Genomic DNA, 17,111 nt, shown 5'->3' with positions numbered 1-17,111 from the left:
GCCGCGCCTACCTTTCCGTGCAGCTAATGCAGGGGTCGATGGTCAGGATAATCATGGGCACGTTGGCAAGGAGCACGCCCTGCAGCGCATGTGTCAGACCCGCCAGGTTCTGCGACGTCGGCGTGCGCACGCGGAAGCGGTCCAGGTTCTTGGTGCCGTTACCGCGCACATAGTAATACGCCTCGCCGCGCGGCTGCTCAATCACAACCTCGCCGCGTGCGCCGTCGGCCGGCGTAAGCTTGGTGCGCCCGCCGATCCCGTCGTGCGGAATCTTGCCCACAAGCTCCTTAATGATGTCCATGGCCTGCGTGACCTCGGCACAGCGCACCTGGCAGCGGGCATAGCAATCGCCATCGGTGGCGACAACCGGCTCAAACGCAGCCAGGTCCGCATAGGCACCGTCGCTAAACATGCGCACGTCGTAGTCCACGCCCGAGGCGCGCCCAAACGGGCCGACCATCGACAGATCCAGCGCGTCCTTCTTGCTGATCACGCCCACGCCATGCAGGCGCTCGCCACAGCTGACGTCGTCCAAAAACGTATGCACCAGGGCCTCGTAGTCGGGACGCATGGCATCGAGCGTCTGGACAATGCCAGCCAGCTCGGAGTCCTCAATGTCGTGCTTTAGGCCGCCGATCTCGTTAATCGAAAGGATCACGCGGCCACCGCACGTGCTCTCGAAGATCTTGAGAATCTGCTCGCGCAGGGTCCACGACCGATAGAACAGCGCCTCGAAGCCAAAGGCATCGGCGAGCAGGCCCAGCCACAGCAGGTGCGAGTGGATGCGCGAAAGCTCGTGCAAAATAGTGCGGATATACTGCACGCGGCCGGGCACCTCGATGTCGAGCATGCGCTCGCAGGCGCTGGCATAGCCGTAGCTGTGGCCCACGGCGCAAATGCCGCAGATGCGCTCGGCGATGTAGCCAAACTGGTGCATGTCGCGCTTTTCGGTGAGCTTCTCGAGTCCGCGGTGCACAAAGCCGATCTGCGGAATTGCCTCGATGACGCGGTCGTCCTCGATCACCAGGTCCAGATGAAGCGGCTCGGGCAGCACCGGGTGCTGCGGGCCAAACGGAATTACGGAGCGATGAGCCATGGACCTTACGCCTCCTTTTTCTGCTTGTCGCGGGCGGCCTTGGCGGCAAGCGCCGCACGGACCTTGGCCGCTTTCTCGGGATCCATGGCGGCGAGCTTTGCCTCCATCTCGGCGGCCTTGAGCGCGGCCTTCGCAGCGGCATCGTCATGCTGGGCATCGGAGCCGGCAGCAGCAGCGGGCTGAGCAGCGGCAGTGCCCGCAGCATCGCCGGCACCCGCGGCACCCTCCCCCGCAGCAGCCGCAGCCGCGGCGGCCTTCTCGGCCGCGGCCTTGCGCGCCTTGGCCTCGGCGGCCGCGCGGACTTTCATGGCCTTCTCGCGCGCAGCCTTCACCTCGGGCGTGATGACGCTCATGGGTTCGGCAGTCGAGACCTGGTAGAAAAAGCCCTTAAAGTCGATCTGCATGTCGGTGATGGCAAGACCAAACAGGTCGTGGGCCTCATTTTCAAACGGGAACACCGCGGGGTAATACGAGCTGATGGACGGAATCTCCTGGTACTGGTCGATGCCCTCGACCACCAGGTTCTCGATCGCATAGCTGCCGTCCTGCGCAATATGCTCCTGAGCAGCACGGACGTTGATAAACGTATAGACCAAGCGATACGAGCCGTCGTCGACGTTGCGCTCGGCGTGCATCTGCACAAAGCGCGCGCCGACGCCCTTGAGCGCCTGGACATGCGACAGGAGCTCGTCGATCCCGACGGTGGTATAGATAGCCTTTTGCATTACTCGGCCTCCTTTGCAGCGGCGAGCGTCTCAGCAGATGCGTCGCCAGCGGCGGGCGCGGCGGACTTCCCGGCAGGCGCGTCACCGGCACCATCAGCCCCGACCCCTGCAGCAGCTACAAACCCGTCCTCGCCCAGCTCAACGCCACCGTCCCAGGTAGCGGCACCGCCCACGGTGAGCGGGTCGCCGCCGGCGCGCATCACGGCCTCCTTCTGGTCCAGGATGCCGCACGCCTCCACGATGGCATCGATCACGGTCTCGGGACGAATGGCGCATCCGGGCGCGTACACGTCCACGGGAATTGCGCGGTCCACGCCGCCGATCACGTTATAGGCATCGCGGAATACGCCGCCCGAGCATGCGCAGATACCGCAGGCCACCACGCACTTGGGCTCGAGCATCTGGTTGTAGATCTGGCGCACGACGGGCAGGTTCTGGGCATTGACCGAGCCCGTCACCAAAAAGATATCCGCATGCTTGGGGTTGCCGGTGTTGACCACGCCAAAGCGCTCCGCATCGAACAGCGGCGTGAGCGAGGCCAGCACCTCGATATCGCATCCGTTGCAGCTCGAGCCGTCGTAATGAATAACCCACGGCGAGCGCGACATTTTATGATCCATGGATGCCGCCTCCTAAATAAACACGTCGACGAGGATGGGCATAAGGTTGAGCAGGCCAAACACCAGCGCCACGCCCCAGCCGAGCTTAAAGCAGCTGCGCCAGGTGCTACGGGCGAAGGTGTTATCGATCAGTACCTCGACAAAATACGTCGCGACCATCACGACCAGGGCAACCACCCAGCTCACCGGGTTGTCCCAGACAAAGAACATGCCCACCCACATCAAAAACAGCACGGTCTCGCACCAGTGCATAAGGGTCATCTTGGCCAGTGTGCCGCCGCTCATCTCGGTGGCGACGCCCTGGACGATCTCCTGATGCGCGTGATGCGAGTACGAAAGGTCAAACGGCGACTTGCGCAGCTTGATGGTAAGCACCGCGAGCAGCGCAAGGAAAATGGGTGCGCTGTACACGATGATGGGGGCCGGCTGCCCCGTCACGGCAATGGAATCGAAGCTATCGGTGGCAAGATACAGGCCCACGCTCATCAGCAGAACGGCGGGCTCGTAGCTCATAACCTGCAGCAGCTCGCGATCGGCGCCGACCTGCGCAAACGGGCTTTGCGTCGAGGCGGACGCCAGCACCACAAAGATCGCGGCGAGCGTCACCATAAAAGCGCACAGCAGCGTGTTGGAACCCGACACAAAGATGCCGCCGCCTACCACGGTAAAGATGAGCGCACATGCCATATAGGTATCGTCCATGGTGTTTACGCTGGCAGGGGCCTTGCGCAGCAGTTTGGCAACGTCGTAGAAGGGCTGCAGCAGACGCGGACCCACGCGGCCCTGCATGCGAGCCGAAAGCTTACGGTCAAGGCCGTCGATCAGGCCGCCCACAAGCGGCGCCAGCAAAGCAAACGCCACGGTGCCAATAAAAATGCCCACGACGCCCGAGCCTTCGAAATACTTGCCGCGCAGCACCGAGGGCGCGCTCATGGCAAGCCGCTCGGGCCCAATCCACGCGCAACACAGCAGCGCAAACAAGATAATGCTGCAACACACGACGCTACCCGCGGGGCCAATACGCTTCTCGCCAAGGGCGTCCTCCGAGTACCAATTGCGCTTTTCGGCCTTCACCTCGTGTCCCATCGAGCCACGGAAATGGCGATATTTGTCGGTCCCCACACCCGAAAGGTACACGTTGACGTGCGGTTTGTTGCTCACGCGGAATGAAGTCAGCAGCACCACGGCGATAAACGCCACGATAACCACCATCAGATACATGGAGTCCTTGCCAATAACGTACGGCACGCGGCCAAACACCATGGCCAAGTAAGGCGACACCAGGCCGCTCGAGATGAGCGGGAACGCCACGCAGCAAAGAATCAGCAGCGCGGCGATGGTGTTGAGGGCCATCCATTCGGTCTTATGGACATTGACCTCAACGTTTTGAGCCGTGGGGTCGACGCCCGAAAGCTTGGCAAGCCACTTGCCCCAGAAGTAAAACGTCGCGGCCGAGCCAAAGGCAAGCACCATGATCATGAGCACGTTGCCGGTCTGCGCGAACGCCACCAGGGCGCCCCACTTGGACACGAGCATGCCAAACGGTGCCACGAACATGCCCATGATGCCCAGCATCATCAGACGCGTAAGGTGCGGCATGCGGCTGAACATACCGTCCATGTCCTCGATATTGCGGCTGCCGATATGATGCTCGGCCGTGCCCACGCACAGGAACAGCAGCGACTTGGCCACCGTGTGGAACAGGATCAGGAAGATGGCGGCCCATACGGCCTCGGGCGCGCCGACACCCAAGCAGGCACTGATGAGGCCCAAGTTGGAAATGGTGGAGTACGCGAGCACGCGTTTGGCGTTGCTCTGCGAGATGGCCATGAGTGCAGCGAGCAAAAACGTGATGGCACCCACACTCGTGACCATAAAGCCGGTCACGGGGTAGATGGCATAGAGTGGGCTCAGCTTGACCATCAGGAACACGCCGGCTTTGACCATGGTTGACGAGTGCAGCAGGGCGCTCGTGGGAGTGGGTGCAACCATGGCACCCAACAGCCAAGTGTGGAACGGCATCTGTGCGGCCTTGGTGAGCGCGGCGAGCGACAACAGGATGACCGGCATCACCAGCAGCGCGGACTGCGCGGTTCCGGTGCCGGAAAGCTCGATCATGCCCGAGATGGTCAGCGGCATGCCGTTAACGTGCAAGAACATAAGCCCCGCCAAAAACGCGATGCCGCCCAGCATGTTGAGGATGATCTGGGTAAAGGCGTTTTTAATGGCCTCGGGCGTGCGCGTGTAGCCAATCATAAGGAACGAGCACACGGTGGTGATTTCCCAACCGCAGAACAGCCACTCCAGGTTGTCGCTTATCACGATGACGAACATAGCCGAGAGGAACAGGAACATGAGCGCCAGGAATTGCGGGCGACGGTCGGGCGCGGTCTGCCCGCGCAGCGCGGCCTCGTGCTCGTCGTGCGCCTGGAAGTCCTTCATGTAGCCCAAGGCGTACACGCAGATCAGGCTGCCGACGATGCCGATGGCGAGGACCATGATCACACTCATGTAGTCTAGGTAGAGCGGTGTCGCCGTGACGGCTTCGGTCGCGGGCAGCGTCATGGCAGCGAAGGCGAGCGAGCCCACCAGCTGGACTATGCCGAGCACCGTGGTGAGCACGTTCCTATATTTGTACGCGTTATACAGGATGACAGCACACAGGATGACATCGATGGCGGAGCTGATGATCGAGAGCATATGCGAGGTGCCGGGGGCAACCTCAAAGCTCTGCGGACCCGCACCAAAAAACATGACGGCGACTACAACTGTCACCGCCATAATGATGCCGGCGCCTATGAGCCCCACCGCGTCGCGGGTGCGGTCACCGTGCGCGAGCAGCATGCCCAGCGCCGGTACCAGCGGAAACAGGGTAAGGAAATACAGTAGCGTCATACCATCACTCCCTCATGCAAAAACGCTGCAATTGTTTAACGTTATAGCTCAATTGAGGAGTAGCGGCGGCAGGTTTTCGGTCAACTGGGGAGTTTTAAGCGTACGGGGCAAGGACGCGTCCGCTTTGGAGCAGAGGGGCGGCAAGAAAAATGCGCCCCTGTGGGCGCACCATCCCATTCGCTATTTCGCCTTTTTAACGCGCGGCTTGCGACCGCGCGGCTTATCGGCCAGCGCGGACTCACCGCTCTCGCGATACTGGCGGCACCAGGCCTTGACCGAAGACTCGCTGGGGATCTTGTGCTTGATCATGGCCTCGCGAACCGTCAGGCCGTTTTCCAGGCGATCCTTTACCACGGCGAGCTTGACGTCGTACGAATACGTGCGGTGATGCGAACCCGCGTTAAGCACGGCGTCGGCACCGCCCACGGCGTATGCGCGGGCCCACTGACGAGCCGTGGCCTGGGGAATGCCGAGCTCCGCGGCGAGGGCACGATGACCGACCCCCTCTTGGAGGACCTCGACGGCGCGCTGCCTGACCTCGGGCGCATGCGTGCGAGTCCTAGTTGCTTCTGACATACCTGCCACTTCTTAGCCTTAACCGTTAATCTGCTTTCTTACGTGCATGTTAGATAGTAGCATTTTGCTGTTTGCACGTAACAGTTAATTGAAAATCGCAATTTCGCTATCTGGGCATTTGCCATTAATTTGCAACAGTTCTTTAGGTTTTATTTACGCAGCTAGTTAGCTCGCGGCTCATTGACGGTGTTTTACCAACCAGATTGGTATCTTTTTGTTTGGCTGGTATGGTTTGTGTAATTATTAACCCCTCTTCAGCCCGCACCTACATGTCAACTTTCCACTTACTTTCCAGCTTTCCACCTAGCTTTCCAGCTTTCCACTTAACTTACCACCTAAGGTGGAAAGCTGGAAAGCTAGGTGGGAAGCTGGGGCAGCAGCAGGCCAGGAGAACAAGAAAAGGGGCGGCAACCGGGTGGTTGCCGCCCCCTTTGCGAAGCCAGTTGGCTTCGGAACTAGTGGTCGATGCCGTTGAGGTTCACCCTCGTGAGCGTATAGGTCACATAGTCGGGCGATTGAGGCTTTGCGCTCGCCACGTCACCCTTAACCAGGCTCGCTGTCATCACCAAGCGATAGTTCGCGTAGAACTGCTCACGCTGTTCAACCTGCGTGTTGACCTTAACGGTAAAGGGCAGGCTAAACGTCGTATTACCGTTCTGCGTTTTGAACTTGCCATTCTCCTTCGAGTCAGTGAAGGTGATCGTGCTACCGGAGGGAGCGACCGCGGCAAGCTTACTCTCCGTCACTGTTACGTAGTTGGAGATATCATCCGTTACACTCTCATACGTGCCGTCGGTTCCGCGGCGCTGCAGCTCGAGCGTGTACACAACAGAGTCGGCATTTGCAATTGCCTCGGCGGCGTTGCTAAGTCCACCCAGTTCATACGTGGCACCCAGACCAATCGTGCCATTCGCGATCGGACGTAGGTCGTCCACGTTAATACCAAGCTGCGACTTATCTGGCGCAGAAAGCGTAATGGTCGTATCACCCGTGTCCATGCGATAGTACCCGACGTTACCGGGCTTCGTCTGCGTCAGGCTCGAGGTATTAAGGCCTTCCTTACGCGTCGAAAGCTTGGCAGTATAGGACATCTTGGTACAGGCGTCCTCGCCAGACTGCTTGGACAGGGAGATAACCTTGTTGCAGCCGTCCGGCGTAAGGCGAATCTCTTCCACCACCGTATGCACGGTAAAGGATCCGTCCGTTGCGATCTTGCGGATTCCGGCGAGGTCATGGTCGAGCGTGAGCCTCAGTGAGTCATCACCCGTATCCGTCACAATCTGTGTAAACGCAGGCGTCGAAGCGTCATACGGCTCCCAATCGCTGCCACTCCACCTGTAGTTCTGATTGCCGATGGCAACATAGAACTTCGCAATTGCCGAAGTTCCGCTCGGGAAACTGCTTACTCCCATTAGGTTGTTGTTGGCGCCATAGCGACACAGCGATGTATCGAGCTGATAGAACAGATGGTCGCTCTCTGTATAGTATTGGCTCGGGCTAAACGTAACCGTATCCATGACATCGAGAGAAAGAACGTAGGCGGCACCGTCCTCCGACTTCGAAACCGGAATGCACGCCCCATCTTTTTTGTCGACTACATTCTGCTCATAATTGGACAAGATGCTGTATGTCGATGCCGTACTGTTTTGAATATCGTCGCTGCCATCGGTGCGTAAAACATGATGCAGATTCCAAGATATGCGGCCACCCGAAGAATTCGAGTCAATAGACGAAGCCGTAAAACCGTTGATACTAGCTTGCGTCACGCCGTCGCCCGACTTGGGCACGTTGACAACTAGGTAGACGCTCTCCGATGCACGCTTCTCTCTGCCGGTATCCTTCTCCTTAGGTACCTTTAGCGTATACCGCTTGTTGCTGGGAACGTTAGCGCCCGCAACCTTAAACAGCGTCCACTTGTCTCCGATCTTCGCCTTAGCGGTCGCCTCTGCCTCGTTATTACACTCGGCCCATGTGCCGGCGCCATCCTTTTCGGCGTACACATCCAAAATCTCGCTCAGCCATCGCTCCTGATATGGATTGCCCGCAGAATCCTCAAAGCCCGCATTTCCGCTCAGGGAAACGCTCGTTGCTCCGCCTTCGCCCACCGTATAGTGGTACTCTCTGCCACCGGCCTTGCCATCAACGTTCGCATCGATGAGCGTAAGCTGGGTGCCCTGGGGCAACCTTCCGTCGGCACCATTGAAGAGGATGCTCTTGCCGAGCCCCTTCATCGAGCCGCCGGCAGCCATATAGCTGTCCCAGCCAAAGTCGACTTCCTTCCCATTAGCAGAATTGTATGTCCAGGTAAGCAGACCCGTCATCGGCTCGCCAAAGCTCGTAAGCACGTGTGCATCTTTTCCAAGGTTAGCGTAGTCTCTTTCTTTAAACTGAGTGCCGTAATCATACGTTGCAGTGAAATCGATCTCGAGCTTGCGCTTAACGATGATCGGCACCTGAACGTTGTAGCTCTGACCCGCCTCGGTAAAGGTAACGGTCAGGAGCGTAAAGCGACCTTTGCCATTGTCCCAATCGGAGCTTGGGCTAAACGACATGTTCTTTTTACCGTTGTTCACCACACGAAGTGTGGGATTGTTCGACGCGTCATCGTCCTTAACGAACACACCATCCTTGAGTTGGAACACCTCTGCTTTGGCCGTCACGTGCGGATTGGTGCCATTCTCGTTATTCAATCTGCAAGCGTCGGAGAAGCCGCCGTTCGTGACGATGTTTAGATAGCTCTTGACCGTCGTGTTGTCGTTGCCAGAGATCACCAAAACGGGGAAATCTGTTGTGGCCTGGTTGCTGCTTGTATCATTATTCGAATTGAACTTACTCGCCACGGATGAGGCATCGTAGCTCGAGGTATTTTGATAGGCGCCGTTGTCATTAATGCCGCCGATATTGGTGTAGGTGTAGCGGCCATCAACGCCAGCAGCCGCCTCGCTCTGGATGGTCGCCGCGGTGTCGATGGCGGCGCCGTCGCCAAACAGGTAGCGGTCGGTGGTGTCGTTGTCGGAGGCACGCACCGCCAGCGTGCTCACGGGGCTCGTGGTCACGTACGGGCTTGCCGCCGTGGTAGCGGTATCGTCCGCACCGTAGAGCGTGGTGCCCTCGTCGGGCGCGCGCAGCGTGTCCTTATAGTCGCCGAACGCGATGTAGGTTTTCTTGTTAACCGCAGCCGCATTGGTCGTGTAAACCATCGGCGGCAGGTCGCTCGTGGTCTTGCCGTCGCCAGGCTTTACGTCCACACCTGCTGCGGAGAGGCTGTACCGATTATCCCCTGTGTCAACCTCGCCCAAGAGCACGCCCTGCTTAGCGTCCTTTTTGTAGGTGTTGCCATCCATAAGCACGTTTACCAGATGGAACTGGCCACGTCCGTCGCCCGCAATGCCGCCGTTGGAGGTTCCGCCAAACGTGGTGTTGGATACCCTTGTGTTGGTGACGTTGATGACGTCGGAACCGTTGTGAATCGCACCGAGCAGACCACCGCTCCAGCTGCCCTTGATCGCAGCACCCTCAATCGCGATATTGTTGCAAGTTATACCATCGTTGCTGTAGAAGTAGCCAATCAGCCCACCTGAGCATTGGTTGGTGCCGGCAACGTCGATGTTCTCGACGCTGCAGCCCTCGAACCAGTACACGTTGGATCTATAGATGCTGGTCGTAACCTCGCCAATCAAGCCGCCCGCATTGCGGATGGTCGTGTTCTTTCCGGTCTCATCGCCGATGAGGGCATTCTTGCTGCCGTCTCCGCCATCAATGCGCACGTTGCTCATAGAAATAACTCCGCTATAGGCGCTTCCGAGCACACCGCCGGCGCCCATGCACGTATCGGTGTTCTCCCCGGTAGCAAGCACATTTACCCCAGAGATAACTGCCGTGCTGCTCGACGAGACCGCTTCGGTGGTGCCGACGTTAGTGTTGACCGAGATATCGCTTGATTTGGCATAGCCGAGCACACCGCCCACGTAGGGCGTTGTCCCCGTGGCGGTTATGGTCGAGTTCGCGGCAACAGTCTTCTCGCTTACCCCTGTGCCTGCGGTTGTCCACACACCGCACGCCGAGGCGACCGTACCCACATAGCCACCGACATTCTTCTCGCCCGTGACGTTAAGGCCAGTGTATGAGCAGTCATAGAGATACGCGGGGCCCCACCCGTCACTGAACTCGACCATATAGGTTCTGTCTTCGCGCGTAGTTCGTCTGGCGCGGCCCGAGCTGCCAAGAAGCCCTCCTACGCTCTTTGCGCCCGACACGGTGCAGTTCTTCATCTGCACGTTGCAGTAGATGCCGCACGTGCCGTCGTCGTAGTTGGCCGTTGCACCCGCCAAAAGGCCGGCACCGGTAAGGTCGTTCGGCGCCCCTCCTGGTTTGGCTTCGCCGTTGGTGTCGATATAGGTGAGCGCTACGTTGCAGTTGCTAAAGGTGAGGTCTTTGACCTGCGCGCCGTCGTTCGCGGTGACGCTGGGGGCGACATAGCTTGAGGTGAACATCACAGTACTGAAAAGGCCGCCCACGCCCGAGACCTTATAGTCGTCATCGGCATATTCGACGACGCCGTAGGCGGCGCCTTTGGTACCCACCGTAATGGTGGCCCCGTTGCCGTCGATCGTGGCCACGTGCGGCGTGATGCGGTCGCGGTCGGTGGCCGCCTCGTTCGAGTTGCAAGCATTGGAATAGTAACGGCCACTGAGGCCCACGTATCCCGTGCCGTAGCCGGTCATATCGTAGGTGTCGCCCTGCTTGAACTCCAAGCTCATGCCGATCGATTTCGACGCGCACACATAGCCCGTTTGGTAGTCGGCAGCATAGGACGCCACCAGGTAGGGCGAATTTACATCGTCATCATGGTCAAGCGGGCCGTGCCACCCCTGCTTGCCGGGGGCCTTCTGGTCGTCGTTTTTGGCGATTTCGAAATCGCCGGCAGCACTCTCAGGCTTGCCCACATTTGCGTAGCTAGCATTCCGTACCTTGCCATATTCCTTGTTGCCAAACAGGTAGCCGCATATCGCCGGGTCTTGCGAATCGCTGCCCCAGTAAGCCTTGGAACCGCGGAACACGCCATTATTGGAGTAGTTGGTATGTGCCGCGCCAGCACCCGCACCCGAGCTGATAATGGCCGAGAGCACCAAAAGGCCCTGGGCGTTTTCTACCATGGTCACAGGAGCCTCGGCGTTAGTGCCAAGGTACTTGTTGTCGGTGCCTGTGGTGGTGACACAGGAGGTTCCTTTTTTTGTGAGCTCGTTGATCTTGTAGTTAGCGTTACCGTTTTCGACTTTGCAGCCCTCGCTAAAGGCATAGCCATCAATCACACGACCAACGTAGGGATTGTCGTACTGCCGGAAGTTGCCCGTTCCAAGACCCTGAGACTTGTCGCTGGTTCCAGCGCGCCAAGACGTCCCTGACATATTGCGGAAGATCACACCGCCGCCCGCAATGGCACCAACGTAACCGCCGATGGGAACAAGATGTGGCTTAGTTCCGCCACCAGCAACCGTAAAGCCGGTTGTGGAGTTATCGGGCGTTGTCCCATTCACGGCCACACCGTCGATAATGTTATCGCCGCCAAGGATGCAGCCGATAACGCCACCGAAAAACGCCGTCGGAACGCCGTCGGAATCCTTGGCAGAATAAGTAATAGTCGCCGACGCGTTCACATAGTTGATGTTGAGGCTGCGCACAACGCTGCCGTAGCTATAGGGAATAAGGCCGCGAAGCGAACCCTTGTTATTCTCTATCTTGATGGTTGCGTTTTTATTATCACTACCAAAGTTGCCAACGATGACGCCCCTAAACGGGTTGGCCCTATTTCCAAAACCGCCAAACGATGCGCCGTCGAGAGTAATCGTATTGCCCTCGGTAGGTTCAATACTGTAGTACGCACTTTGGATATAGCGGTGCATCATATCGTCGGAAAGCGTGGCCGAATGATCAGTGGCGTTATCGCCGGTCCTCTTCTCCCACTTCTCCCCGGCGTCGTTCGCCTGCTTATAGACGTACGTAATCTCATTGTCATTTGAGTTGTTTCTACGGCGATTGCAGAGCGTACTCTGGTCGACGACAATGGTGACCTCCCAGCCGTCGAGCGCGGTTTGGTTGTTGATATAGTTGGCGATGGCGTTCATTTCCGCCGCGTCCTTAACGGCATACGGATCGCCATATGTGCCGCATCCCTCTACCAGCTTTGGAATGCGCTGGTTGACTTTAATTTCGTGATACTGGACGCCATCCTCGGTGGCTTTTCCCTTGTAAACATAAGGAAGGTAGTCACCGAACCAAGGCCTGACGTCACCGTCCTTCTTACCATCAACCGTCACATAGCCGCTCACGGCACCATACGTCGCTTCGTCGTAATACCAAAGCTGCTTGCCCGAGTACTCCTTGTTCTCGGCATCGATTTCGCTTCCGTACGTCACCATTCCGGCATCGGCATCGGCCTTAGTAAAGGTGTAGTCCGCAGAGCCCGTGCTCGTGCTTCCGTAGCCAAAACTCTCCAGCAGGCTCGCATGGGTGAAGATCGTTTTATTCTTTTGGCTGGGCAAGCTGATTTGCTCAAACTTTGCCGTCACCTGATCGGCCTCACTGCCTACACCAAGCTTTCCGAACAGCGACGTAGCCGCCTTGGTGTCACTCGTGTACCCAGTAGTCTTGATATTCTTCGCGTTCAGGCTCACGTACTTCTGCATCTCGTTGATGAGCAGAGGCATATAGGCGTTAGCATCCGTGGCGCTGTTGGCGCCGTCGACAATCAGATTGTTGAGCGTAAGACCATCAATTGAGATCTTTCTAATCTTGGTGCCATTGCCGTCGCTGGACCCATACACGTAGCGGCACACGAGCGCGCCCGAAGAGCTTCCGCTTGCTCCATCAGTGTCTTCAGAGCTCTTTCCGTCATTAATAACGGGCCCAACAGTACCACGCAAAGTGACGTTTTTTACTGTGAGATCGCCGTTTGCCACCGTTCGAAAAAGACCGCAGTGCATGTTCTCGTGCTGGGTAGCATCGGAATTTAGCTTGTTGCCATTCTGCTCGGCCTTGATCTTGGAGTAACAGAAGGTAATGGTCGCATTCTCAACCGTCACCTCTCCGCTCGGCTGAGTTGGATAATAGCTGTAGCCGGCCAAATCGATTGTACCCGTTATGGTTATGGAATCATCGAGCCCTGTCGTGCCATTGGGAACGATTGTCGAACGAATACCTTCGGGAGCATAACGGTAAGCAGACCATAAGAGCAGCTTTTCCGCTGTATCGATTTGACTGCCACTAAAGCCGCCTTCACAATTCTTAGAGGCTATGTCGAGGTTGTAGAAGTAGCGGGTATTGCCGTTCGTATTCTGGCTTCGACCGAAAGACGAGCGATTATGGTAGCTGTTGTCTTTTGTGGAATCGCCGTCCATGTCCAGCTTGTTTTTCTGTGTGTGTAGCGAAACGACCGTGTTCCAGTCGGCGTCCATGAGCTTGCTGCCGTTGTTTGGTTTTACACCGCTGCCAACCCATTCATCGAAGGACGTTACGCCCGACGCAACGATGGCCCCCTCGCCGGTGGGCACCCTATAGGCGGTATCCCAATAAGCCCTGTCCTCCAAGTACAGGCCTAGGTAGCTCTCGACGCCATATGTCGTCTTATCATCCACCTTGCAGCCGCGGCAAACTAGAACGCCGAGCGTCTGAGCGGCGCCCGCATTAATGGTTGTGCCCGAGAGATCGATGGCATAGTTGTTGATAATCCAGTGGCCGCTCGCGGCGTATACAAGACCACCGAGTTCCTTGGAATCATCCGCAGTCGCGGTTATAGAAGCGTTGGTCGTTTTCAGAGCATAAGAGTTTTCATTCTTGTTAATGCTCTCATCTCCGATAGTTACGACCGCGTTGCCCCAGCTATAACCCAAGAAACCACCCGTGCCATTGAGCTTATCGCCGTTCCTGCCGACTTTCATTTCGAATGAATTGAACGAAAGGCCCGAAATGTTCACGTACTTATCAGCTGAGTTGGCTATTGTCCCTGCATTGTAGGTACTCTGTGCGATGCAGCCGATAAGACCACCGACTTGGGCAATCTTGCCGCCGGCGCAATCGCCAGTTTCGATTGATCCGGCGACTTCGAGGCCCGCAACATTGAATGACGAGCCATAATCGCCCGCATAACCAATGGCGCCGCCAATGCGACTATTGCCGTTAAGCGTTTTAGTTGCAGCGATGGTCGCTTGAGCCTTGCTGTTATCCTTAAACGCAACCGTAGAAGCCGCCAGCACGCTGCCCGCAATACCGCCAATGTTCACGTCATTGGCAAACGTATCATCGCACGCGATATTCGTTTTGCACGTTACGCCAGACAATGACAGGTTGCCGACGATGGCACACGCAAGCGACCCGGCATCGATAGCCGAACCGTTATCGAACTTCATGGAGCCAGCGATTGTGACGTTGGAGATGGTTGCACCGTTGACGGCCGCGAACAAGCCCAAGCGGCCGTGGCGGTAGATTTTGCCGTTGCCGTTGCTCGTGTTATTGCCGTCGAGCACGTCTTCACCACGCTTGCCGTACGCCTCGCCGACGGCAAGATTGATTGTGCCGCCACCGTTCAACGTTCCCGAGAAAACTTGCGAGCCGTCTGCACGATCCTGCGTGAAACCCGTCAGGCCCGTGCCCTTGAGATCAATAGTGCCGTTCACCGTAATGGTCGAGGACTGCAAGATGTTCGGGTTGTTTTCAGAAACGCCCTCGACCATGGAGTAGTAGCCGTTGGTTTGCCAGGTGATTACAAGTTTGGCGAAATCCTCAACAGAGGTTAGGGTGTAGGCACCGTTAGTCAGCGCCAACGATGCCGGCAAGGTCAGCTTGTGAGTGCTGGGGTCAAGCGTAATAAATTTATCGCCCAAGCGAATAACTTCGCCATAGGTCGCGATATCATCCGTCTTCGAGGCCTTGTTGCTGCGCCTATAGGTCCAACCCGTAGCGCCTTCATCGGTTACGTTACCGTTAGAGCCATCGCCGGCAGCGAAAATCAGTGCGTTGTTGTTCTCGTAGACAAGCTGACCCGTCGTGGCGTTCTCGGCAAAGCTTGCGCCCGACAGGTTTGTGATGCCGCTGAACTTGATTACGGCATTCCGTGCGGAGCCCGCAATACCAGCCGCGCGATTGTTTGCTGCACCGCCAATGGCATTATCGCTTGTAAGCGTAAAATCGCGCACGTCGAGCACGCTGCGCGTGTCGATAACACCCACGGCGCCACCGAACTTTCCGGCGTCCGTTCGTGCCGAAGCAACTCCCTTGCACGTAACCGTCACGCCGTCGAGCACAGCGGCGACAGGCTGCGAATTGACAGGCTGCGAATTGGAATCCGCGTTATCGCCAACATAGCCAACAACACCGCCCGTATCGGACAGCTTGCCCGCAAGTTCAAACTCAATTGAGCACGTTTTCTTATCCGCATCCTTTTGGACCACAAAGGCACGCAAAGCGCCTTTGTCGTCCGTTTTCGTCGCGAACACCTTGCCGACAAGGCCGCCGTAGCTGCCGTTGACACTAACATCTTCTGGTAAGGCGAGTTTGCTCTTATACGCCCCGCCTTGCACCACGATGTCTCCATTAGAGATATCGGCCATGCCAAAAAGAGCGCCGGCGCGCTGCGACGCACCAAGTGTCACAAGGTTGCCCAGGTCGAACATATTGGGCTTAACGATAAATCCCTGCGCAAAGCTCACGTCGCCGATAACGCCACCAGAACAAGCGCTGTTCTCATCGCCAATATTTAGAGGACACCTAATCTGCTTATTATCCGCGCCCAGCGTGAGCACGGTCGCTTTGCCAATAAAACCGCCGCTGGCGGTGGTGCCCTTGACGGTGAGCGCGCGTAGGTCGAGAGCTTCCGTGACGTTGACCATGGCACCTGCGCTCGAGCCAACGAGGCCTACGACACCGCCGGCGGAGCCGTTTGTGGACTGGACGGTGGTGGTGGGAACGTTGGTCAGGGCGCCGATACTCAGGGTCGCACCGTCCTTGACTTCGCCTACGAGCAGGCCAGCGTTGCCAGAGCTCGTTTTGACGGTTCCGTCTGAGGCCAGATCGTTGGGGAACGTGACGGACTCAACCGTCAAGGTCCCGCTCTCGACCGTGTTGGCAATCAAGCCAATGTTGCCCGTCGCATTCGCGTTGAGATTCTTTCGGGAACAGGTGGGGGTGAGGCTATAGGTAACGTTCGCGGTAAGGTTGCCCGTCGTCGTACCCAGGAGAGGTGCCGTCAAGGCGGAAGTCGTGTCCTTCACATCAGCGTTCACGGGATCCGCGATGTCAACCGACGCGATGAGCGCCTTGCTCTCTTCGCTGTTTTCCGCACCGCTGACCTTCGAAGCGACCATCGGCGCGCTATAGCTAGTCGCGCCCACCCACTTTATCCTGACCCTATTTTTTTGGCCAGACAGCTTGAGGTTATTAAAGACCGTCCGATCAGTCGTAAGCTCGACGGGACTATCATCGTCCAGCGACCTATAGATCCTGCCTTCGAACGGACGCTCATCGCTGCCAAGGCCCTGGAAAGACATGCCGTTATCAGCCGACTCAGTGAGCTTCGCATCGCCCGTGATGATAACCTTGATCTGCGCATCATAGTAAAGCGAAGCGTCGGCGTTAGACAGGACGGCGAACGCTTTCGACAACGTGACATTGAGGCTTTGGATTCCGCTCCTGTCGTCTTTGCACACGATGCTTTCCGCGCCGTTCGCCTTGAGCAGGTCGACAAGCTCATCAAGATTTGTAATCGAAGCATCGGCCTGGGCCTCAGCGTCTTCCGAAACCGCGGCATCGGCATCTTGCTCGGCATCGCCAGCGGCGGCATCCCCTGCCGCATCGTCGCCTTCCGCCTGATCGCCCGTGGAATCGGAACCCGTGGCACTATCGACGGTATCGCCCGTTGCGGCGTCGCCATTCGCAGCGCCATCCTGGGCACTGTCACCCGCGGCACCAGTATCACTCGACCCAGGCCCGGTCGCGGCATCGCCGTTGGTCTCACCGCTCTCGGCAGCGTCCGATGCCTCCGCAGACGCGGCGGCAATCTCGCTCGAGATGTTCTGCCAGCCGGCCGCCACAGCGGCCACCGTGGGCGAGCATGCCTGGAGCACCATGACCACCGTCATGAACTCTGCGAGTATGCGCTTTGCCGTTCTCATCGATTCCGTACCTCTTATCCTAAAAACTCTGCTG

At 57.8% G+C, this 17,111-nt stretch carries 6 protein-coding genes; all 6 read right to left on the bottom strand.

The window, feature by feature from the left end; genetic code table 11:
* Positions 1 to 7: 7 nt before the first annotated feature.
* The 6 genes from DW037_RS03995 to DW037_RS03970 all read right to left on the bottom strand — a co-directional run bounded on the left by DW037_RS03995 (position 8) and on the right by DW037_RS03970 (position 17,077).
* Entirely contained in the window at positions 8 to 1,096 is a 1,089-nt protein-coding gene (locus DW037_RS03995; RefSeq protein ID WP_117630031.1) for a nickel-dependent hydrogenase large subunit, read from the bottom strand.
* Between the two features lie 5 nt (positions 1,097 to 1,101).
* Positions 1,102 to 1,821: an NADH-quinone oxidoreductase subunit C gene (locus tag DW037_RS10595; RefSeq protein ID WP_158566567.1), complete on the bottom strand. Its 720-nt coding sequence runs from the start codon at positions 1,819 to 1,821 to the stop codon at positions 1,102 to 1,104.
* Complete coding sequence (locus tag DW037_RS03985) at positions 1,821 to 2,441, bottom strand: NADH-quinone oxidoreductase subunit B family protein (RefSeq protein WP_118372861.1); 621 nt, start codon at positions 2,439 to 2,441, stop codon at positions 1,821 to 1,823. The genes DW037_RS10595 and DW037_RS03985 overlap by 1 nt, the downstream gene beginning before the upstream one ends.
* Before the next feature lie 12 nt (positions 2,442 to 2,453).
* Positions 2,454 to 5,336: a proton-conducting transporter membrane subunit gene (locus tag DW037_RS03980; RefSeq protein WP_118372860.1), complete on the bottom strand. Its 2,883-nt coding sequence runs from the start codon at positions 5,334 to 5,336 to the stop codon at positions 2,454 to 2,456.
* A 180-nt stretch (positions 5,337 to 5,516) separates the two neighbouring features.
* Positions 5,517 to 5,912: a helix-turn-helix domain-containing protein gene (locus DW037_RS03975; protein ID WP_117800071.1), complete on the bottom strand. Its 396-nt coding sequence runs from the start codon at positions 5,910 to 5,912 to the stop codon at positions 5,517 to 5,519.
* 455 nt (positions 5,913 to 6,367) lie between these two features.
* A complete protein-coding gene (locus DW037_RS03970) occupies positions 6,368 to 17,077 on the bottom strand; it encodes a hypothetical protein (protein WP_118372859.1) in 10,710 nt (3,569 codons plus the stop codon).
* Positions 17,078 to 17,111: the final 34 nt, after the last annotated feature.

Origin of the sequence: Collinsella sp. AF39-11AT, from assembly GCF_003474585.1 — a bacterium.
Classification (GTDB): domain Bacteria; phylum Actinomycetota; class Coriobacteriia; order Coriobacteriales; family Coriobacteriaceae; genus Collinsella.
The sequence above is the reverse complement of the archived record's forward strand: the minus strand, read 5'-3'. Positions and strand labels throughout refer to the sequence as shown.